Source organism: Nonomuraea sp. NPDC049607, from assembly GCF_040675375.1.
Lineage (GTDB): Bacteria > Actinomycetota > Actinomycetes > Streptosporangiales > Streptosporangiaceae > Nonomuraea.
The window spans coordinates 43,777-65,308 of sequence record NZ_JBFAOV010000015.1 but is presented as its reverse complement, the minus strand read 5'-3'; the positions used below and the strand labels follow the sequence as shown (position 1 = coordinate 65,308).

Here is a 21,532-nt window from a genome sequence, read left to right as displayed (position 1 = left end):
GTCAGCGCCTCCCCGTGGTGATGTTCAGGTCGAGCAGCGAGCTGGCGTCGTCCGGCGGGCCGGGATCGGGCCTCCGGCCAGGGGCGGGGCTTGGGGCGGGGTCGGGGCTCCGGCCGGAAGCGCTGGGCGGGGCGGGGTCGCGCTCCAGCCACAGCCGCCTGCGGCGGAAGACCGGCGCGGGGGCGGGCTCGCGTACCGGCCCCGCGCGCAGCCGCGGGTCCGGCTCGCTCAGCACGAGGTGCGCGTTGGTGCCGCCGAGCCCGAACGAGCTGACGCCGGCGACCCTCGGCGAGGGCCAGTCCCGCGGCTCGGTGACGGGCTCGAAGGGCGAGGCGGCGAAGTCGAACCGCGGGTTGGGCCGCTCGCAGGACAACGTCGGCGGGATCCGTCCGTGCTCGACGGCCAGCGCCGCCTTGATCAGCCCGGCGATCCCGGCCGCGCTGAGCGTGTGCCCGATGTTGGTCTTCACACTGCCGATCGCACACGTGCCCGGATCGCCGCCCTCGTGGAAGACGCGGGTCAGGGCTCGCAGCTCTATGGGGTCGCCGATGAGGGTGCCGGTGCCGTGCGCCTCGATCAGGCCGATCTCCCTCGGCCTGCGGCCGGCCGCCGCCAGGGCCCGGCGGACCACGTCGGCCTGGGCCTCGGGGTTGGGCGTGGTGACGCCCATGGTGCGGCCGTCGTTGTTGACGGCGACCGCCTCGATGACCGCGTGCACCCGGTCGCCGTCGGCCAGCGCCGCGCTCAGCGGCTTGAGCAGGACGACCCCGCAGCCCTCCCCCGGCACGAACCCGTCGGCACGCTCGTCGAACGTGTGGCACAGCCCGGTGGGCGACAGCGCCTTGGCCGCGCTGAGCTGGAGGTAGTCGTTCTCGTCCAGGAGCACTTCCACCCCGCCCGCGAGGGCGACCTCGGCCTCCCCGTCGAGCAGGCTCTGCGCGGCGAGCTGCACGCCGACCAGGGAGGAGGAGCACGCGCTGTCCACGACGAGGTTGGGGCCGCGCAGGTCGAAGTGGTGGGCGACCCTGGCCGCGATGAAGTTCTGGTCGGAGGCCAGCCCGCCCGGCCGGATGCCGACCCGGCGCCCGTAGTCGGACATCCGGGCTCCCGCGAACACGCCGGCCCGGCGTCCGCGCAGCTCGGCGGGGTCGTAGCCGGCGTCGGCGAGGCAGGTTGCGCAGCACTCCAGGAACATGCGGATGGCCGGGTCGAGGGCGCGGGCCTCGTCCTCGCCCAGGCCGAAGTAGTCGTTGTCGAAGTCCTCGATGCCGTCGACGAAGCCGCCCCACTTGCTGATGCTGCGGCCGAGGGCGGGCTCGGGCGCGTACAGCTCGCGGTGGTCCCAGCGGGAGGCGGGAACCTCGCGCACGTCGCACCGGCCCTCGGTGAGGTTCCGCCAGAACGCGGCCACGTCGGGGGCGCCGGGGAACCGGCAGGCCATGCCGATGATCGCGATCCTGCGATCCTCGGAGCCTGCCGGTCGGACGGGCTCCAGAGCAGGGGCAGCGGCCGGGGCAGTGGTCGGGGCAGCGTCCGGCGCGGTCTCCCGGGGCTCGTGCGGGACGGTCTTCTCCGGGACGCCCAGGCGGTCGCGGAGCTGTTCCAGCGTCGGGTGGTCCAGCAGCAGCGACGGTTCCAGGCTCTCCCCGAGCCGCTCCTCGATGCGCTGCACCAGCTCGGCCAGCATCACCGACTCGACGCCGAGGTCCCCGAACTCCGCCGTCGGGTCCAGCGCGTCCACGGGGATGCCGATCGTCTCGGAGAACAGCTCGGCCAGCCAGTCAGGCTCCCCGGCCGGCGCGGGTTCGGGGACGGGACGGCGGTCGGGCCGTTCCGGCAGCCTGATCAGCGCCGGGACGTCCACCGAAACGCCGGACGGCGGGCACGGCAGCACGGTCGCGCCGCGCGGCAACCCGATCACCCGGTCCAGCACCCGCAGCCCCTCCCGGTCGCCGAGGGACGCGAGACCGACGGCCTCGCCGACGTTCGGCTTCCCGCGCGCCCCGCCGGACTCCCGCCATTGCGGCCAGTCGACCGACCGGAACTCGGCCCGGCCGGACCGCCGCCTGACCCCGGCGCAGAGGTCGAGGAAGGCGTTGGCGGCCGCGTAATCGGCCACCCCGGCGGCCAGCGCCGGCACGGCGGCGCAGACGGAGGAGAAGGTGACGAAGAAGGCCGGACGGTCCCCGGCGCACGCCTCGTCCAGCGCCTCCAGGAGGTCGGCCTTGGGTGCGAGCACGGCCCGCAGGTCGTCGTCGGACTTGTGGGCCAGCGACGGGCGGCCCTGGCTGGAGCGTCCCGCGCAGTGGACGACGCCGCCGATCGGGCCCAGCTCGCGCCGTACGCCGTCCAGGAAGGCGGCCACCCCGGACGGCGGCCCGGTGTGCACGACCACCCGCGCGCCCATGTCTTCCAGGCCGAGGACGGTGGCGACGGCCTCCTCGCCGGAGCCGTCCCACTGGTCGCGCGGCGGCAGCGGCCGGACACCGAGCAGGGCGAGCCGGCGCGCGCCGCGTCCGGCCAGGTGGCGGGCCACCAGCGCGCCCAGCCCCCTGGTGCCGCCGCTCACGACGTAGACGGACTCGGGATCGAGGTCCGGCTCCACGTAGGGCGCGGACAACTCCCGCAGATCTGGACGGAACCGCCCGCCGTCGCGGTAGCAGACCTCCCCGTACGGCTCGGCGGACGCCCACTCGGCGCGGATCTGCGCGGCCGAGGGCCGGTCGCTGTCCAGCACGGTGGCCGTGACCGACGGGTACTCGGCGGCCAGCATCCGCACGAACCCCGCCATCCGCGCCCCCGCCAGGCTCGGCGGCGCGCCGTCGAGGTCCAGCAGGCCGCTGGTGACGTGCAGGATCCTCAGCGGGCGGCGCCGGGCCAGGGCGTCCCGCAGGACGGCGAGCCGTCGCAGCTCGTCACGCGGGTCCGCCTCGCCCAGGTCGCACAGGTCGATCCAGCCGGTGAACTCCTCCGGGACGGGGTCGCCCGCGCGTACGGGCACGACCTGGTCGCCGAGCGAGCGCGCCAGCTCCTCGGAGTCGTCGCCGTACAGGCACACCACGGTCCCGCCGTCCAGGGTTCCCGGGTCGCGGGCGGGCCGCTCGGACGCCGCCCACGTCCGCTCGAAGAGCGGCGTCTCGGACACGGCCGATTCCGGCACCCCGGACGCCGGCACCCCGGACGCCGGCTCCTCTGACGCCGGCTCGCCGGACGCCGCCGGTTCGAAGGGCCAGCACCGCATCCGGTCGAACGGGTACGACGGCAACCCCACCAGCCGCGCGCCCGGAGGCGGCGTCCAGTCCACGTGACCGCCCTCCACCCAGTACCGCCCCACTTCCAGCAGCTCACCGGGCGTGCCGGGCTTCCCGGACGACGGGTCGCCGGGCTTGCCGGATGGCGGGGTGCCTGGGCGGGTCCGGCCGCGGAGCACGTCGGCGGGCTCCGACCGGGCGAACCGCTCCAGCCGTCCGCACAGCTCCCCCACGTCCGGGACGACCAGCGCGAGCCGTTCGCGCAGCGGCTCCCGTCCGGTCTGGAGGGTGTGGGCGACGTCGGCGAGGCTCTCGGGCGTCGCGCGCAGGTGCCCGGCCAGCCGGCCGGCCATGGCGCGCAGCCGCCTCTCGTCGTGGGCCGACAGCACGATCAGCTGCGGCCCGGGGTCGGACGTGCCGGATTCGGCGGGCGGGGGCTCCTCGACCACGGCGTGCGCGATCGTCCCTCCGGCGCCGAACGAGCTGATGCCCGCCCGCCGGGGCGCGCCGCCGGGCCCCTCGGGCCAGTCGGCCGCCTCGCGCTGCACGCGGAAGGGGATCTCGTCCCAGGCGATGTCCGGGTTGAGGTCGTCGGCGTGCAGGGAGGGGACGAGCCGCCGGTGCCGGAGCTGAAGAACGATCTTGGTGAGCCCGGCGATGCCGGCGCCCGACTCGACGTGCCCGAGGTTGGACTTGACCGAACCGATCGGGATGCTGCCCGGGGCCGCGCCCGTCCGTCCGAACACCCGCATGAGGGCGTTGATCTCGATGGGGTCGCCGAGCGCGGTGCCCGCGCCGTGGCATTCCAGGTAGCCGATGCCGTCGGGGTCCACGCCCGCGTCGGCGAGCGCGCGGGCGACGAGCTCGCCCTCCTCGACCGGGCTCGGCACCACCCAGCCGTTCGTACGGCCCGAGTGCACGACGGCGGTGCCCCTGATCACGGCGTGGATCCGGTCGCCGTCCGCCTTCGCCCTCGCCAGCGGCTTGAGCAGGACGACCCCCGCACCCTCGGCGGGCACGAAGCCGTCGCCGCCCGCGCCGAAACTGTGGCAGCGCCGGTCCCCGGCGGTGAGCCGCATGCGGGCGTGCTGGACGAACTTGTTCGGGTGCAGGTTGAGGTTGACGCCGCCGGCGATCGCCAACTGGCACTCCCCCTGGCGCAGCGACCGTACGGCGAGATGCAGCGCGGCCAGCGACGACGAGCACATCGTGTCGACCGACATGCTGGGCCCCTTGAGGTCCAGGTGGTAGGAGACGCGGTTGGCCACGCCGCCGAGGGTCGCGCCGGTGTCCTGGGACGTGCCGCGCAGGCTCTGCTCGACGCCGAAGAAGGGGTACTCGTTGTACATCACGCCCGCGTAGACGGCGACGTCGGAGCCATGCTGGTCGCGCAGGCGGGTGCGGGGGTAGCCGGCGTCCTCCAGGGCCTCCCAGGCGACCTCCAGGAAGACGCGCTCCTGGGGGTCCATGAGGGCCGCGTCGCGCGGGGTGATGCCGAACAGCAGCGGGTCGAAGTCGGTGACGCCGTCGAGGAAGCCGCCCCACATGAGATCCACGGGCCAGCCGTCACGGGTCCGGTCGCCGGGGACGCGGGAGAGCGAGTGCCGTCCGGCGGCCAGGTTCTCCCAGAACGCGGCCAGGTCGGGGGCGTCGGGGTAGCGTCCGGCGATCCCGATCACGGCGATCGCGCCCGCGTCGTCGGGATCGTCGGCTTTGTCGGGCCGGTCGGGCCGGTCGGGCTGGTCGGGCTGGTCGGGCTGGTCGGGCTGGTCGGGCTGGTCGGGCTGATCGGGGCGGTCGGGCTGGTCGGGGCGGGGCGTCGGCGGGGCCGGGGCTCTGGCGGCCAGTGCGGCGGCGACCCCGGCCAGGTCCTTGTGCTCGAAGAAGAGGGTCCGCGACCGCTCCCCCAGGTCCCGTTCCAGCCGCGCGTTGAGCTCGACGATCTGGTACGACGTCAGCCCGTACTGCTCCAATGGCACCCGCACCCCGAGCCGGTCGGCGTCGATGCCCGAGACCTCGGCGTAGACGCCCTTGAGGTACTCCTCCATGTCCCCCGTGGCGGCCCGCGGCGCGTCCGGCTCCGTCCGCTCGATCCAGTACGGCTCGGCCTCGAACGGGTAGGACGGCAGCGCCACCCGTCCGGGCGGCTCCGGCCAGAACCGTTCCCAGTCCACGTCCTGCCCGGTCACCCAGGCGGCGGCGGCCTCGGCCTCCGTACCCGCCGAACCGGCGCCTCCGCCGACGCGACCGGCGAGCACGGACGGATGCGCCCGGCCCGCCGCGAACGCCTCCAGCCCCTCCCTCAGCCCGGCCGCGTCACGGCAGACCACGGCGAGCCGGTGCGCGAGGGCGGAACGTCCGGTCTGGGTGGTGTAGGCGATCCGGCGCACGTCCTGCTCCCCGGCCCCGGCGGCCAGGCGGCGGGCGGCGGTCACGAGCTGCTCCGGCGTCGCGGCCGAGACCAGGACGGCGTGCTCGCGGCCGTCGTCGGCCGCGCTCCCCCCGGTCTCCTCGGGCAGGGGCGCGCGGACGACGGCGTGGGCGTGCGTGCCGGTCGCCCCGAAGGCGTTGATCAGCGCCCGCCGCTCACCGGTCCAGGGCCGGGCCTGCTCGGGCACGCTGACCGCGTCGGTGGGCGGCTCGGCGACGAGGGTGGGCGCCAGCCGTCCGTGCCGGAGCTGCAGCAGCACCTTGGCGAGCTGGGAGGCGCCGGACGCGGCTTCGAGGTGGCCGATGTTCGGCTTGAGCGTGCCCGCCTCGACGGGCTCGGGCCGTCCGCCGAAGACCTCGGCCAGCGCCTCCGCCTCGGCCGCGTCGGCCAGGACGGCCCCGGCCGCGGCGCACTCGACGTAGGAGACGTCGCCGGGCCCGGCGCCGGCCCGCTCCAGGGCGCCGCGCATGGACGCCGCCATGGCCTCGGCGCTCGGCGCGGTGAACCGCCCGGTACGCCCGGTGTGCGCGACCCAGGTGGCCTCGACCACGCCGTGGACGGCGTCCCCCGCCCGGACGGCGTCCGCGACGGGCCGCAGCAGGAAGGAGCCGACGCCCTCGCCCACCGTCCAGCCGGGCCGGTCGGCGTCGAAGGCGGCGGCGCCGGCCTCCTCGGCCAGCAGGCCCAGCCCGGCCAGCAGCGCGGCGTGGTAGGGGTCGGCGAGCAGGTTGACGCCCGCGACCACGGCCGCGTCGCAGTCGCCCGCACGGATGGCCTGGGCGGCCAGGTGCAGCGCGGTCAGCGTGGACGAGCACGACGTGTCCACGGCGATGCTCGGCCCGGTGAACCCGAAGAAGTACGAGACCCGGTTCACCATGTCGGACGCGGTCGCCGACACCACGGCCGGGCCGCCCGCCTGCCAGGCGGCGGCGCCCGCGTGCTGGTAGTCGTGCCACATCGAGCCGACGAAGACGCCCACCCTGGGGGCGGTCCGGCGCAGGGAGTCCGGAGTGTGCCCGGCGTGCTCCAGGCACTCCCACACGCTGTGCAGCAGGAGCCGGAGCTGCGGGTCGAGCGTCGCGGCCTCCTTCGGCGAGATGTGGAAGAGCAGGCTGTCGAAACGGTCGATGTGCTCCAGGTAGCCGCCGGGACGCTCGCCCCTGGGGTCGGGGCGCAGGCTGCGGGCGCCGGTGCTGAGGTTGTGCCAGAAGCCGTCCAGGTCGTCGGCGCCGGGGAAACGTCCGGCCATGCCGATCACGGCGAGACCGGCCGCCGGCTCCGCCCGCCGCGCGGGCTCGGGGCGAGGGGCCGCCGGCTCGGGGTGCACCGCTGCCGGTTCCGTCGCCGGGGTGGCGAAGACGGGGGTGGCGTCGCCGGTCGCGTGCTCGGCCGGGCCGCCCAGGAACGCCTGGAGGAAACGGTGGCCGTCGTCGAGGTCGAACTGGTCGCGGACGCGGTCGAAGGCGACCTCGCCGATGGGGCAGAGCCCGATGCCGCAGGCCGCCTGGCCGGTCATCAGGAGCTGGCCGAGGTAGCCCGCCTCCAGGGTCAGGTAGCGCAGGCTCTGCTCGCCGTACAGGGGTTCGATGCCCTTGGCCTGGCCGATGAGGTAGAGGCTGAAGCCGGCGCGGTCGTACAGGTCGCGGTTGTAGACGAAGTGGACCGTACGGTCGAGCTCGGGGTGGGCGTTCACCAGGTGGAGGGCGTGCTCGCTCGGGTTGTAGTAGTAGATGCCCTCGGGGACGCCGTCGATCGCGCCCCTGGTGACGTGCAGGTACGCCTGCACGGCGTAGGTGTCCCCGGCCGACGGGTACAGGTGGCGCTCGCGGTCGCCGAGCCGCCGTTCGCGCAGCAGGCCGAGCAGCCGGCACAACGACCGGTACGGCAGTGAGCCGGGCTCGAAGTCGCGCACGCTGGCCCGCCAGGCGAAGTGCTCGTCGGGCACGTCGAGGCGGTCCAGGCGGATGAGGCTGGCGTCCGGCTCCAGCGGGCGCAGATTCCACCGGGCCGCCTTGAACGCCTCCCGGTCCTCGGGCGAGAAGAAGTCCACCTCCCCCGGCCCGCCCGCCTCGGCCTCCACCTCGGCCTCCGCCGGCGCGGGCTTCTGCGAGGGGCGTTCCCTGGCGGGAGGAGCGGCGGGCGGGTCGGCGGGCGGGTCGGCGGGCGGGTCGGCGGGTGGGTCGGCGGGTGGGTCGGCGGGTGGGTCGGCGGGGCCGCCCACGACGGCGGCGATGCCGTTGACGGTCGGGTTCTCCAGCAGCAGCGCCACCGGCACCCGCCTGCCGTACCGCTTCCGCAGCGCCTTGGAGACCTGGACCATGGTGAAGGAGGTGACGCCCTGGTCCCAGAGATCCTGGCCGGGGTCCACCTCCTCGACCCCGATCAGCTCGGCGAACAGCTCGGCGATCTCCGTAACGGCCCGCCCCGCGACCTCGGGCTCAGGCTGGGGTTGGGGTTGGGGGTGGGGCTCCGGTTCGGGCTCGGGCTGGGGCTGGGAGTGGGGGCGGGGTTCCGGGGCGGGCTCGCGCTGGGGCTCCGGGGCGGGCTGGGGCTGGGGCTCCGGGGCGGGCTGGGGCTGGGGCGCCGGCTCCGGGTCGGGCTGGGGCTGGGGCGCCGGCTCCGGGTCGGGATCCGGGGTGCGTTCGGTGAGGGGCCACGGGAGGGCGTCCCGGTCCAGCTTGCCGTTGGACGTGGCCGGGAACGTGCGCACGAACGCCACGTGGTTGGGCACCATGTACGCCGGCAGCGTCCCGGCCGCGTGCGCCCGCAGCTCACCGACGTCCGGCTGCGCACCCTCGGCCATCACGTACGCGACCAGCTTCCGCTCCCCCGAGCGGTCGTCGCGGGCCAGGACGACGACGTCCCGCACCGCCGGGTGCTGCCGCAGCCGGTGCTCGATCTCGCCCAGCTCCACCCGGAACCCGCGGATCTTCACCTGGTTGTCGGCCCGCCCGAGGAACGTGATGTTCCCGTCGGGCAGCAGCGCCGCCCGGTCGCCGGTCCGGTACATGCGCCCGCCCGCGAACGGGTCCGGCACGAACCGGTCGGCGGTCAGCTCGGGCTGGTTGCGGTAGCCGAGGCTCAGGCACCTGCCGCCGATGAACAGGTCGCCCTCCTCCCCTTCGGGGCAGGGCCGCCGGTCCTCGTCGAGGATGTAGTAGAGCGCGTCGTCGATCGGCCGGCCGTACGGGATGCTCCGCCACGACGGGTCGATCTCCCCCACCTCGAACCAGTTCGACCAGACGGTGGCCTCGGTGGCGCCGCCCAGGCTGACCACCCGCGCCCGCGGGAAGGTCGCGCGCACGGCGTCCGGCAGCGGCAGCGGCGTGTAGTCGCCGCTGAGGAAGACCAGCCGCAGGTCGCCGGTGCCCTCGCCGCCCTGCCGCTCGGCCAGCAGCGGGGCGAGCTGGTTGAGCGTCGTGGGCGCGGAGTTCCAGAACGTGACCGGCTCGTCGATGAGGACGTCCAGCAGCAGTTCGGGGTCGCGCTGCTGGCCCTCGTCGGCGATGTAGAGCGAGGCGCCCCGGCCGAGCAGGCCGAAGATGTCGAACACCGACAGGTCGAAGCCGAGCGAGGTGACGCAGAGCCCGACGTCGGAGGCGTCGAAGTCGAAGGTGCGGTAGCACCAGTCGAGCAGGTTGAGCAGCGGCCGGTGGCTGACCTCGACGCCCTTGGGCTTGCCGGTGCTGCCCGAGGTGAAGATCACGTACGCGAGGTCGTCCACGGCGCCTACGAGGGGCGGGTCGCCGCGGTCGTCCCCGCCGGCGTCCAGCTCGACGGCGCGCACGTCCTCGGGCACGGCCCAGCCGGACGTCTCCGCGCAGGTCAGCACGATCCCGGCGGCGGCGTCGTCCAGCATGACCGCCGCCCGCTCGTCCGGCAGGGACGGCTCCACGGGCAGGTAGGCGCCGCCCGCCTTGAGAATCCCGAGGACGGCGGCCACCATGTCCGGCCCGCGGCACAGGCGCACGCCGACCACCGTCCCCGGCCCCACGCCCAGCTCCTTCAGCCGCCAGGCGGCGGCGTTGGCCCGCCGGTTCAGCTCCCCGTACGTCATGGTCCCGCCGGCGTGCCGCAGCGCGACCGCGTCGGGCCGGGCGGCGGCCTGCCGCTCGAACAGCCGGTGGACGGGACGCAGCCGGTCCTCGAAGGCCGCGAACAGCTCGGCCAGGTCGGGGAACTCCGGCTCCAGGGCGTCCCAGTGGTAGTGCAGCCGGTCGCCCTCCCTGATGACGATGCAGTCGAGGGCGACGTCCGGGGTGTAGGTCATCCAGGGGCCGGCCTCGACGCCGTCCGGGAGGGGGTGCTCGGTCAGGTCGAGGGTGCTGGTGTAGACGACGGGGAAGGCGTAGGCGCGGCGGCGGCGCTCCCTCATGACGTGGCCGCGCAGCGTGGCCAGGCCGGTCAGGGCGCCGTTCGCGGCGTCGGCGGCGATCCGGTCCGGGTAGGACTCCTCGTCGGTGACCCAGCTCAGGGCGGTGAACTCGCCGGGGCGCAGCGGCTCCGACTCGGCGGTCCAGCGCACCACGGACACGCTGAACGGGTCGGGGAAGCGCCCGCGCAGCGCGCCGGCCAGGGCGGCGAAGACGGTCTCGTCGGAGACCGCGGCGACGCTGCCGCTCAGCCGGACGCGGCGGGCGGGCGTGGTGGCCACCTCGGGCCCGGGCGGCAGGTCGCGGAACCGCTCGTCCCAGTAGCCGTCCCCGTGCGGGTCCTCAAGGGGGGACGCCTGGGAAGGCGGGCGCGGCTCGGCCGAGGGGTCGGCGTAGAGCCTGAACAGCTCGCGCAGCACGATGTGGATGCTCCGCCCGTCGAGCACGGTGAGGTCGACGGCCGCGTGCACGGTCTCGCCGCTGACCCGCAGCTCCCACTGCGGCCAGCGGCCCAGCGCGAACGCCCGTCCGGCCATCTCCTCGGGCTCGACGCCGGGGACCTCGGGGATGGCCCAGTTCTCCGGCGCGTGCGGCCTGATCCGCAGCGTCCCGTCGTGCGTGACCTCCGAGCGCAGCGCGTCGTGGGCGGCCACCAGGCGCAGCCAGGCCCGTCCGAGCCGGTCCCGGTCCAGGTCGCGGACGTGGAAGCTGTGGTAGACCTGGCAGCCGTCGTACTCGTGCGAACCGCCCGCGCGGGCCACGAAGTACGCCTTCTGCAGCTCGTTGAGCGGCCGGATCTCGCCCTCGCCGGTATCGGCGGCCAGGGCGCGCAGCGCGTTGGTGAAGCGGGCGAACAGGGTCTCCGGCTCGCCGGGCGCGAAGCAGCCGGGCACCAGGTCCCAGCGCACCCGCAGCTCGCCGTCGTGCTCCCACATCTGGTGGTCGAGCGCGACGCCGGAGGTCTGGCTGAGCGCGTACGACACCGGCGGCACGGCGTCGTCGGGCCGGGCGTCCAGCAGGCTGGTGAAGACGACGGGCAGGGCGGTGCGCTCGCGCAGCTCCCGCATGACGGTCACGCCGGGGACGCCCGCGTGGCCGAGGTCGCGCCACAACCGCCGGTGCACCTCCCGGACCGCCTCCTCCAGCGGCTCGCCGAGCGTGCTCTCGGCGGCGAACACGGCGGTGCCGGTGAACGGCCCGACCACCTCGTCCACCTCGCGCGGCAGCCAGGCCCGGCCGGTCGTGGTGACGGCCAGGGAGCAGTCCTCGCCCCTGCCGACCGTCTCGGCGAACAGGGTCAGCACGAGGGCGGTCGGCGAGACGTCCAGCTCGGCGGCCCTGGCGCGCAGGGCGCCCCACTGGGCGGCGGTCAGCGAGCCGGTCAGCGCGGCGCGCGGCGAACCGTCCGGGACGCCGGCGGCGGGGCCGGGCGGCAGGTCCGCCAGGCGTTCCCGCCAGTAGTCCAGGTCCTCCTGGTGGCGGGGGCCGCGCCGCCGGGCGTCCAGCGCCAGCAGGCAGTCGCGGACGGAGAGTCCGCCGTCCTCCAGCCTGTGGCCGGGGTCGCGGTAGCAGCGCCACCAGTCGCGCAGCAGCACGTCGAGCCCGCGTCCGTCGGTCACGCTCGCGTCGATGCCGAAGTGCACGGTCCCGGGCGTGGTGACCTCGACGGCGAACGGCGGCCAGACGCCGGGCTCGTACCGCCGGTGCGCGAGGCGTTCGCGGGCGCCGGGCTCGTCCACCGGCAGGTCCCAGGAGGGGGCCCGGTCCAGCACCCGCTGGGTGCCGTCCTCGCCCAGTTCCAGGCGCAGGGCGTCGTGGTGGTCCACGACGCGCTGCCAGGCCGCGCGCAGGCGTTCGGGGTCCACGCCGGGCACCTCGAACTCACGGTAGACCTCGCAGCCGACCGGGTCGGGGGTGGCGTCCTCGTCCGCGCCCATGACGTACGCCTGCTGCAGGGGCGTCAAGGGGAACGGCTCGTGCCGCTCGCCGGGAGCCGGGCTGATCACTGGGCCGGCCGGGACGGTGTCCTCGGTCGTCCCGGCCAGCTCGGCGATCCGCTCGGCCAGCTCGGCCGGCGTCCCGCAGTCACCCAGCCGCTCCACGGGGAAGTCCAGCGAGAACTCCCGCTGGATCTCGAACCACACCCGTACCGCGGAGATCGAGTCGAGTCCGCTGTCCTTCAGTGAAGCGTCGGGGGTCAGCTCCGCACCGCCGGGCAGCACCTCGGCCAGCAGGCGGATGACCGTCTCCGTCACGCGCTCGTCGTGCTCCATGGGCCTCCTCCCTCACTGCGACGCTAGTGAGGACGACGCGCGCTGCCTGCTCAAGACTGAGCAGGCGGCGGAAGACGATCGGCCGTAACCTTCGGATCATGCCTGGTTCCTGGATAGCGGGCGGCGGACCCAGAGCCGACGCCCGGATCAGACTGTTCTGCTTCGCGCACGCGGGAGGCGGCTCCGCGCTGTTCCGCAGATGGGACGAACATCTGTCCCCGGACGTCGACGTCTGCCCGGTGGTGCTGCCGGGGCGCGAGTCGCGCCTGCGCGAGCGGCCCTACAACCGCATGGAGCAGCTCGTGGGCCCGCTGTCGGAGGCCATCGAGCCGTACACCGACCGGCCCTTCGCGCTGTTCGGGCACAGCATGGGCGCGGTCGTGGCCTGGGAGACGGCCCGCCGGTTCCCGCCCGCGGTGCTGTTCGTGTCCGGACGCCGCGCGCCGCAGCTCCCGACCCGCCGCCGCCTCTTCAGCGACCTGTCGGAGGAGGAGATGCTGGCCGAGATGGGCAAGCTGAACGGCACGCCGTCGGAGGTGATGGGCCAGCGCGGCCTGCTGGAGGTGTTCCTGCCGAGCCTGCGCGCCGACTTCGAGCTGAACGAGTCGTACACGCCGTTGCCCGGCCCGCGTCCGGACTGCCCGATCTCGGCGCTGCTCGGCGACGCCGACCCCGAGGTGGACCCGGACGAGATCAGCGCCTGGGGCGACGCCACGGGCGGCGGCTTCACGCTGCGCGTGTTCGGCGGCGACCACTTCTACCTCAAGGGCCCGCGGCCCGAAGTGCTGGCGGCGGTCCAGGAAGATCTGGACCGCCACCTCCTCCGGGTCTAGCAGGGTCTGATCAGGTCTGACCGTCCTTGGTCAGGTCGCGCAGCCGGGCCTCCAGCAGCCCGGCGGCGGCCTCCATCAGCCGGTCGGCGATGACGTCGACGTGCCTGGCCCGCCAGTCGGCCAGCTCCGTGCCGGCCACCCACCGGTTGAACGCCCCCATGGCGGGCCCGCAATGGACCTGGTAGTCCACCTGCCGTCCGGCCTCGCCGCGCAGCGCCAGCCTGATCGTGTGGACGAAGTACCAGCGGAAGACGAGCGCCATGCGGTGCTTGGGGTCGCGTTCGGCGCGGGCCAGCTCGCCCGGCCTGCGCGCGGCCAGGAACGCCCGCGTCTCCTCCCACACCTCCGCGAAGGAACGGCGGAAGAACTTGTCCTGGATCGTCCGTCTGGTCCGCTCGTCGATCTCCTCCAGCGAGCCGTACTGGCGGTAGAGCTGGTAGAGCTTGTTGGCGCGGGCCGGGAACAGCGTGCCCTTCCTGGCCACCTGCACCTGCGCGCCCAGCTCGAACAGGTCGCCGGCCGGGGCGTAGGCGGTGTCCTGCACGTCGAGCCCGGCGAGCAGGTCCTTGACGGCGTCGGACGTCCCGGCCTCGGGGGTGCACTGGTTGACGCTGCCGGTGACGATGAAGTCGGCGCCGAGCACGAACGCGGCCGCGGCCGCCTCCGGGGCGCCGATCCCGCCGGACGCGCCGACCCTGATGCGCCTGGCGTAGCCGTGCGCGGCCATCGCCTCGTCGCGCAGCCGCAGGATCGCGGGCATCAGCGCGTACGGCGAGCGCCCGTCGGTGTGCCCGGCCGAGTCGGCCTCGACGCAGACGTCCGCGCTGACCGGCAGCTCCGCGGCGACCTCCGCCTCGGCCGCGCTCAGCGCGCCCTCCCGGACGAGCCGCTCCAGGACGGCCTTCGGCGCGGGACGCATGAAGGCGGCGGCGACCTCGGGCCTGGAGACCTTGGCCACCACGTGCCGGACGGCGACCGGCCGCCCGGAGGCGTCGCGGTGCGCGCCGCTGTAGCGGTAGCGCACGAGGGGGGCGGTGAGGTGCGGGTAGGCGGCGGCCTCGATGTGCCGCACGTCGCGGCGGAGCAGCAGGTCCACCGTCTCGCGTTCCAGGCCCTCCTCGCCGAGGCCGTGGAGCAGGTTCACGCCGTACGCGCCGTCCGGCCCGAGGGTGCCCTGGATGGTGTCGAGGGCCGCGGCGATCTCGTCCGGGGTGAGCCCGCCCGCGCCGAAGAAGCCCATCAGCCCGGCCCGGCCCATCCTGATCACGAGGTCGGCCGACGCGATGCCCTTGAACATCGATCCGGCCAGGTAGGCGTGGCGGACCCGGTAGTCGGCGCGGAACTCGGCCGACCCGAGCACGACCCCGGCCTCCCGGACGGCGGGCGTCACAGGCTCCCGGACGACGCGCGTCACAGGCTCCCGGACGACGGGCGTCACAGGCCGGGCGGGCGTCGCCGGTTCCTGGGGGGCGGGTTCCGGCGGGTGGCGGCGGGTGACCTGCCACAGCTTGCCGAGCACGTCGCCGGGCCCGATCTCCTCCAGCTCGGACACGCCCTGCGCCATCAGGTACCGCAGGCCGTCCACCCACCGCACCGGGTTGCAGATCTGGCGGCGCAGCAGCTCGGCCGCCTCGGCCGCCCGGTACGGACGTCCGGTCACGTTGGAGATGACGGGCACCCGCGGCTCCTCGATGCGGACGCCCTCCAGCGCCTCGGCGAAGGCGGCGGCGGCCGGTTCCATGTAGCGCGAGTGCGAGGGGACGCTCACGCTCAGCGGCACCCACTTGCCGGGGGCGCCGCGGCGGAGCGCGTCCAGCTCGTCCTTGGGCCCGGCCAGGACGACCTGTTCGGGGGAGTTGTAGTTGGCGACGTCCACGCCGGTGCCCGCCAGCAGCTCCTCCAGCCGTTCGGGGTCGGCGCCGAGGACCGCCGCCATGGCGCCGCCGCCCGCCGCCGACATCAGCTCGCCGCGCCGCTTGACCAGGGCGAGCGCGGTCTCGAAGTCGAAGCAGCCGGCCGCGAACAGCGCCGCGTACTCGCCCAGGCTGTGCCCGGCCAGGTAGTCGGGCCATCCGCCCGCCTCCTGCCGCGCGAGGAAGCTCAGGGCGTTGACGGTGAAGAGGGCGGGCTGCACGTAACGGGTGTCACGCAGCCGCACCGGGTCGTCGCACAGCTCGGCGACGGAGTAGCCGAGGATCTCGTCGGCGCGCTCGCACAGGCCGGGGTACCGCTCCAGGACGCCCGCCCCCATGCCCTTGCGCTGCGACCCCTGCCCGGGGAAAACCCACACGACGGACATCAGGCGCGTTCCTCTCTAGCGTTCCCAGGGGAATCTCTTCTCGGTCGCGTAGTCCACGAGCCTGCGGCGCACCTCGGGGCTGGACATCAGCCGGCCGAACTCCTTGACCGCCACCTGCTCGGTCTCGTCCGACAGGATCCACAGCTCGCGGAAGTAGCGCTTCATGTCCGTGACGATCGACCGGTCCAGCTTGGTCAGCCGGTACGCCAGCCGCCGCACGAGCGCCTCCGGGTCGTCCGACACCTCGTCCACCAGGTGGAAGGCGGCGGCCTCGGCGGCGCTCACCGGCTGGGTGCTCAGCGTCATCGCGTACGCCTTCTGAAAGCCCGTGCGCCGGATCAGGAACGGCAGCACGCAGCACGGCAGCAGCCCCCACAGCGCCTCGGGGAGGCTGAAGGTGCTGCGCCCGCTGGCGAAGACGAAGTCGCTGGCCGCGGCCAGGCCGACGCCGCCGCCGGCCACCCGGCCGTCCACGCGGGCGACCACCGTCACCGGCGTCTCGGTGAAGCGGCGCAGCAGCCCGTAGAACGCCCGGCCGCCGTCGGCGACGTCGGCGCCGGCCGCCTCCTCCAGATCCATGCCGGTGCAGAAGACGCCGTCGCCGCCCTCCAGCAGCAGGATGCGGCAGCCGGGGGTGCGCTCGGCCTCGTCCAGGGCGGCGCCCAGCTCGTCGATGGCGCGGTCGTCGATCGTGCGACGGCGCAGCGTGTGCCGCAGGGTCGCCGAGGTCAGCTCCATCTGTACTCCCGGTGGAAGTCCGCGATGCGGTCCAGCACCAGCAGGCCGCGCCCGCCGAAGGCGTCCTCGTACAGGTCGCCGTACGGCTTGGGGTCCAGCACCGCGTCCCGCACCCCGAAGGCGCGGTCGGCGCTCAGCTCGGTCAGCGCGTCCAGCTCCTCGACGCCGATCTCGCGCCGCTCGTCCAGCGCCCTGGCGATGCCGCTGCGTCCCTGGGCCGGGATCACGCCGCTGAAGAACTCCGACGCGCAGCCCGACCCGTACGAGAACAGCCCCGCCCGCCTCGGCGCGTCGAACGCGCCGTGGTCGATGAGCGAGCACAGCGCCAGGTAGAGCGCGGCCGAGTAGGTGTTGCCCACCCGCACGCCGTAGGCCAGGGACGGCGTGACCCGCGCCGCGAAGTCGGCCTCGATCTCCTCCGCCCCCATGCCCTTGAGCTTGCGCAGCAGCATCCGGTGGGCGCCCTTCACCATCCCGGCGAACGGCGTGTGCAGCGCCAGGTAGTCGAAGGTGTCCACGATGTCGGCCCCGGCCACCCGCCGCCCGTAGGCCGCGAAGCACTCCTCGGCGCAGCGCATGTACGCCAGCAGCGACAGGTCGGGATCGACCGCGTCGGTGTCGTGGCGCGGCCGGGCCGTGTCCATCACCTCGAAGGTGTGGTAGCCGCTGGCGCCGGGGTCCAGCCGCAGCACCCGCGCGTCCTCGCCGACCAGCATCGCCACCGCTCCGGCGCCCTCGGAGGGCTCCCAGTAGGTGGACTTGGCCGTGCCGCTGGCCGCGTCCGTGGCGATGGCCAGCGCCTTCACCCCGGGGATCGGGCTCGCGCCGACGACGGCCGCCGCGCACTGCAGCGCGGCCGTCCCGCCGTAGCAGGCGTGTTTGACCTCGAACGAGCGGCATGCGGGGTTCAGCCCGAGGTGGTGGTGGATGTAGGTGCTGATCGGCTTGCCGAAGTCGAGGCCCGACTCGGTGCCGACGACCAGCAGCTCGATCCGGTCCTTCTCCTCGGGGGTGAGCGCGTCCAGCAGCGGGCGGGCGGCGTTGACCGCGTTGGTGACCGGGTCCTCGCAGGGCAGGTTGACCGAGCGCTGCTCCATCATCAGGTTGCCGAAGCGGTTCACGTCCAGGCCGCGCGCGTCGAACAGCGCGCGGACGTCCGTGTACGCCCTGCCGACGTACGCGTTGATCGCCTCGATCCCGAGAGCCATGACCTAGGGCACCATCAGGACGTCGTGGATGCTGGTCGGCACGAACAGCCGGTCCCACTGCCCGCCGCCGTGCCGTTCGGGGACGCGTTCCACGTCGTAGACCTCCTTGCGCATGCCCTCGCTGCGGTCCAGCTCCCGCACGGCCTGGTAGTCGTCCAGTTCGCGCAGGTGGATGAGGGCGTGCAGGCGGTCCTGGCGGCCCCACGTCTGCTCGTAGATGTAGGCGGTGGCGCGGCCTTCGAGGTCGGCGTTGACGTACCGGGACCAGTCGTAGAGGAACTGCCGTCCCTCCTCGCGCAGCTCGTAGCGCGCGTCGGCGGTGCGCAGCACGATCGCGCCGGCGGTCGCCGAGTTGAGCTGCTCCTTCTGGGTGGTCTGGTGCGTCGCGGGCGGCACGAAGGTGCCGGGCACGTCGTGCACGTCGTCGGTGAACCCGTGCTGCGGGCACATGACGGTCTCCTGGAGACTGCCGTGGACGAACATCTTCTCCCAGTTGCCGCCGCCCTTCTTGGGCAGCCGGTCCTTGAGCGAGATCTGCTGGAACGCCTCGTCGTGGTCCACCATCTCGATGAGCTTGCTGTACTTCTCGGGGGACTTCATGTGCACGAACCAGTGCAGCCGCTCGCGGACGCCGAAGACCTCCTCGTAGCAGAAGGTCGTGGCGACGCCGGCCTGGGCGCGGTTCATGTAGTCGAGCAGGTCGACGCTGAAGTCGCGGCCCTCGCGGGCCATGCCGTACTCCAGCATCCCCACGCGGTGGACGATCAGGCCCGCGTTGCCCGAGTGCAGCAACTGGTCGGGGGGCAGGGTGGTCTGATACTGCGCCGGCTTCGTCATGCCCCGAATGTCGCCCACGGGCGCCGGAAGCTCCGCTCAATATTGAGCAGGGCCCCCGACCAGCGGGCGGGCGGGCTCAATATTGAGCAGCAGGACGGGCGCCAGATCGGCCTAGCCTCTCCTGTGCCTGACATGCCTCTGGGAGCCCACGACCTGCTGGTCTTCATGCTGCAACTGGGCCTGCTCCTCGGTCTCGCCGTCCTGCTCGGCCGGCTGGCCGAGCGCCTGCGCATGCCCGCCATCGTCGGCGAGCTGTCGGTGGGCGTGCTGCTCGGCCCGTCCCTGCTCGGCCACGTCGTCCCCGCCCTGACGTTCACCCGGCTCCACCTGCTGGACGCGGTGGGCCAGGTCGGCGTCCTGCTGCTGGTGGCCATCACCGGCATCCAGCTCGACTTCGGCCTGGTCCGGCGGCGCGGCGCCACGGCCGCCAAGGTGAGCGTCGCCGGATTGGTCGTCCCGCTGGCGCTCGGCGTGGCCGCCGGTTACCTGCTGCCCGCCTCCCTCCTCGTCGAGGGCACCAGCGTCACCGTCTTCGCCCTGTTCCTGGGCGTGGCCACGTGCGTCAGCGCCATCCCCGTGATCGCCAAGACGCTGACGGACATGAAGCTGCTGCACCGCGACGTCGGCCAGCTCTGCCTGACCGCCGGGATGGTGGATGACGCGTTCGGCTGGTTCATGCTCTCGATCGTCTCGGCCATGGCGACGACGGGTGTGCGCACCGGCCAGATCGTGTTGTCGCTGGTCTACCTGGCCGCGCTGGTGCCGTTCGCGCTCTGGGTCGGCCGGCCGCTGGTCCGCTGGACGATGCGGGCCGCCACCCGGTCGGCCGAGCCGGGCACGGCCGGGGCCGCCGCCGTGGTGCTGGTGCTGCTGGCCGCCGCCGGGACGCACGCGCTCGGCCTGGAGGCCATCCTGGGGGCGTTCGTCTGCGGCGTCCTCCTCGGGCGTTCCGGCCACGCCGACGCGTCGTGGCTGGCTCCGCTGCGGACGATCGTCCTCAGCGTGCTGGCTCCGCTGTTCTTCGCGACGGCCGGTCTGCGCATGGACCTCACGCTCCTGGCCCGGCCCGACGTCCTGGCCGCGTCCGGGGTCGTGCTGGGCGTGGCGATCGTCGGCAAGTTCCTGGGCGCGTACCTGGGGGCGCTGTTGAGCCGGATGAGTGCCTGGGAGGCGTTCGCGCTGGGGGCCGGCATGAACGCGCGCGGGGTCATCGAGGTCATCGTGGCGATGGTCGGCCTGCGGATCGGCATCATCGACACGGCGATGTACACGATCGTGATCGTCGTCGCGATCGTCACCTCGCTCATGGCCCCGCCGATCCTGCGCGTCGCGATGAGGCGCGTCGAGCTCACCGCCGAGGAACGCCTGCGCCGGGCCGAGCACGACCAGCTCGTCGAGCCCGGACGGCGCGCCTGACCTACCGGGGGACGACGATCGCCGTGGCCAGCAGTCCGGGGCCGGCCGTCCAGCGGCCCGCGAACCCGGGCACGGGCGCGTCCGGCGGCAGCAGCCTGGCGTGGAAGCGGCCGTCAAGGGAGAAGGTCAGGGAGCCGTCCTCGAACCCCAGCCACTCGCCGGTCAGCGGGAACCATGCCTTGTAGACCGCCTCCTTGGCGCTGAACAGCAGCCGGTCCCAGTGGGTGCCCGGCCTGAGGGCGCCGAGCTCGCGCACCATCGCGGCCTCCTCGGGCCGGGCGATCATGCGGAAGACGCGTTCGGGGAGGGGTTCGTGCGGTTCGGCGTCGATCCCGATGCTCCGCACGTCCGACGCGCCGGCCACCGCCGCCGCGCGGAAGCCCGCGCAGTGCGTCATGCTGCCCACCGCGCCCGCCGGCCAGCGCGGCGCGCCGCGCCGGCCGGGGACGATGGGCGCGGGCGGGATGCCCAGGGCCGCCAGCGCCTCGCGGGCGCAGTGCCGTACGGTGGCGAACTCGCGCCGCCGTTCGGCGACCGCCTTCCTGACCGCCGCCCGCTCCTCGGGGAAGAGCGGCACGCCGGGCGGGTCGCCGTACGCGGTCGAGACGACGACGTTGTCCGGGACGAGCCTCTCGATCACCTACCCGCCTCCCGTCCGCTCCCCCTCCGTCTACCCACACCCGGCCGATCACGCTTCAAAGCACGGTCGCGGGGGCCGCCCCCGCCGTTACGGGCGACCGGCGTGCGGTACGGGATCCAGGTCGGCACCACGGACTCGACCCGGCTCCCGCCGTCACGGCCGACGGTCGCCCGGCTACCCCCGGTCGCCGAGCGGTTCGAGGACGAAGACCGGGATCTGGCGCTCGGTCTTGCGCTGGTAGTCGGCATAGTCGGGGTACGCCGCCACCGCCCGCCGCCACCAGGCGTCCTTCTCCTCCCCCGACACCTCGCGCGCCCGGTACACGCCGGTCGCCGTGCCGTCCTGGAGCTCGACGACCGGCTCGGCGACCACGCTGGCGTACCACTGGGGGTTGACCGGCGCGCCGCCCAGGGACGCGACGGCCGCGTAGCGCCCCTCGTGCTCGACCCGCATCACCGGTGTCCTGCGCAGCTTGCCGGTCTTGGCGCCGCGGTAGCTCATCAGCACGACGGGCAGGTCCTTGATCGTGACGCCGTCGGTCGTGCCGGTGCGCATGATCTGCTCGACGTGCTCGCGGACCCACGCCGAGGCGCTGGGCTCGTACTCGCCGGTCGGCGCCTGCGCGGCCCGGCGCGCGCCCTCCGCGGGGCCGTGGCGACGGCCGGGGCGTTTGTCCACGTTGTCGGTCAGGGCGTTGATGAGGGCGGGCAGCCCGGCCACCGTCTCGGCCGGCAGCCCGGCCACGGTCTCCTCGGCCAGGTCGACCCAGAGCCGCTTGACCTGCTCGGCCAGCGCCCTGCCGCTGTCGGTGAGCTCGACCACGCTGGCCCGCTTGTCGGACGGCGCCGGGGTGCGCCGGATGTGGCCGGACGCCTCCAGCTTGCGCGTCATGAGCGTCACGCTGGGCGGCTCGCATCCCAGGGCCTCGCTGAGCTGCGCCTGGATCCTCGGCCCGGTGCGGGCGAGTTCGAGCAGCAGCGCCTCCTGCCCGGGATGCAGGCCGAGCGGGGTCAGCAGCGTGGCGGCCCTGGCCCGGTGGCGCAGGCTCAGCAGGCGGATCGCCTGGTTGACGGCGTCGGCTTGCGCGAAGTCCATGATCGCTCCTTGACGAAAATTAGTTATCTGCATAATAGTTATCCGCGTAACCGAATCCTACACGGCATCGGGACGCCACGCGTGGCACATCGCGAAGTGCACCCCTGACGCGGCGCCTCCCCGGTGGCACGCACCCAA

The 21,532-nt window shown here is 74.2% G+C and carries 9 protein-coding genes; 2 read left to right on the top strand and 7 right to left on the bottom strand.

What is annotated here, in order from left to right; translation table 11 throughout:
* Nucleotide 1 precedes the first annotated feature (1 nt).
* Entirely contained in the window at nt 2–12,328 is a 12,327-nt protein-coding gene (locus tag AB0J97_RS27555) for an amino acid adenylation domain-containing protein (RefSeq protein WP_364093382.1), read from the bottom strand.
* 98 nt (nt 12,329–12,426) lie between these two features.
* Between AB0J97_RS27555 and AB0J97_RS27550 the strand changes: the two genes are divergently transcribed.
* The gene (locus tag AB0J97_RS27550; protein ID WP_357703654.1) at nt 12,427–13,161 is read left to right on the top strand and encodes an alpha/beta fold hydrolase; all 735 of its coding nucleotides are present in this window, start codon (nt 12,427–12,429) and stop codon (nt 13,159–13,161) included.
* Between the two features lie 10 nt (nt 13,162–13,171).
* Here AB0J97_RS27550 and fabD read toward each other — a convergent pair whose 3' ends face one another.
* The 4 genes from fabD to AB0J97_RS27530 are packed head-to-tail and all read right to left on the bottom strand — an operon-like array spanning nt 13,172 to nt 18,243.
* Nucleotides 13,172–15,460, bottom strand: coding sequence for an ACP S-malonyltransferase (gene fabD / locus AB0J97_RS27545; protein ID WP_364093378.1), 2,289 nt, complete (start codon nt 15,458–15,460; stop codon nt 13,172–13,174).
* A 15-nt stretch (nt 15,461–15,475) separates the two neighbouring features.
* Entirely contained in the window at nt 15,476–16,198 is a 723-nt protein-coding gene (locus tag AB0J97_RS27540; RefSeq protein ID WP_357703657.1) for an enoyl-CoA hydratase-related protein, read from the bottom strand.
* Nucleotides 16,189–17,406, bottom strand: a complete 1,218-nt coding sequence (locus tag AB0J97_RS27535) for a hydroxymethylglutaryl-CoA synthase (protein WP_357703660.1) — start codon at nt 17,404–17,406, stop codon at nt 16,189–16,191. Before AB0J97_RS27535 ends, AB0J97_RS27540 begins: the two co-directional genes overlap by 10 nt.
* Nucleotides 17,407–17,409: 3 nt before the next feature.
* Nucleotides 17,410–18,243 carry a DUF6039 family protein gene (locus AB0J97_RS27530; protein ID WP_357703662.1) on the bottom strand — a complete coding sequence of 278 codons (834 nt, stop codon included), beginning with the start codon at nt 18,241–18,243 and terminating at the stop codon, nt 17,410–17,412.
* A gap of 132 nt (nt 18,244–18,375) precedes the next feature.
* Here AB0J97_RS27530 and AB0J97_RS27525 point away from each other — a divergent pair, with 132 nt between their 5' ends.
* Complete coding sequence (locus AB0J97_RS27525; protein WP_364093373.1) at nt 18,376–19,659, top strand: cation:proton antiporter; 1,284 nt, start codon at nt 18,376–18,378, stop codon at nt 19,657–19,659.
* A 1-nt stretch (nt 19,660) separates the two neighbouring features.
* On the opposite strand, the gene AB0J97_RS27520 is transcribed toward AB0J97_RS27525, so the two are convergent.
* Nucleotides 19,661–20,299, bottom strand: coding sequence for a 4'-phosphopantetheinyl transferase superfamily protein (locus AB0J97_RS27520; protein WP_364093370.1), 639 nt, complete (start codon nt 20,297–20,299; stop codon nt 19,661–19,663).
* 174 nt (nt 20,300–20,473) lie between these two features.
* Nucleotides 20,474–21,394 (bottom strand): nitroreductase/quinone reductase family protein, encoded by a 921-nt coding sequence (locus tag AB0J97_RS27515; protein ID WP_364093367.1) that lies wholly within the window; start codon nt 21,392–21,394, stop codon nt 20,474–20,476.
* Nucleotides 21,395–21,532 lie beyond the last annotated feature (138 nt).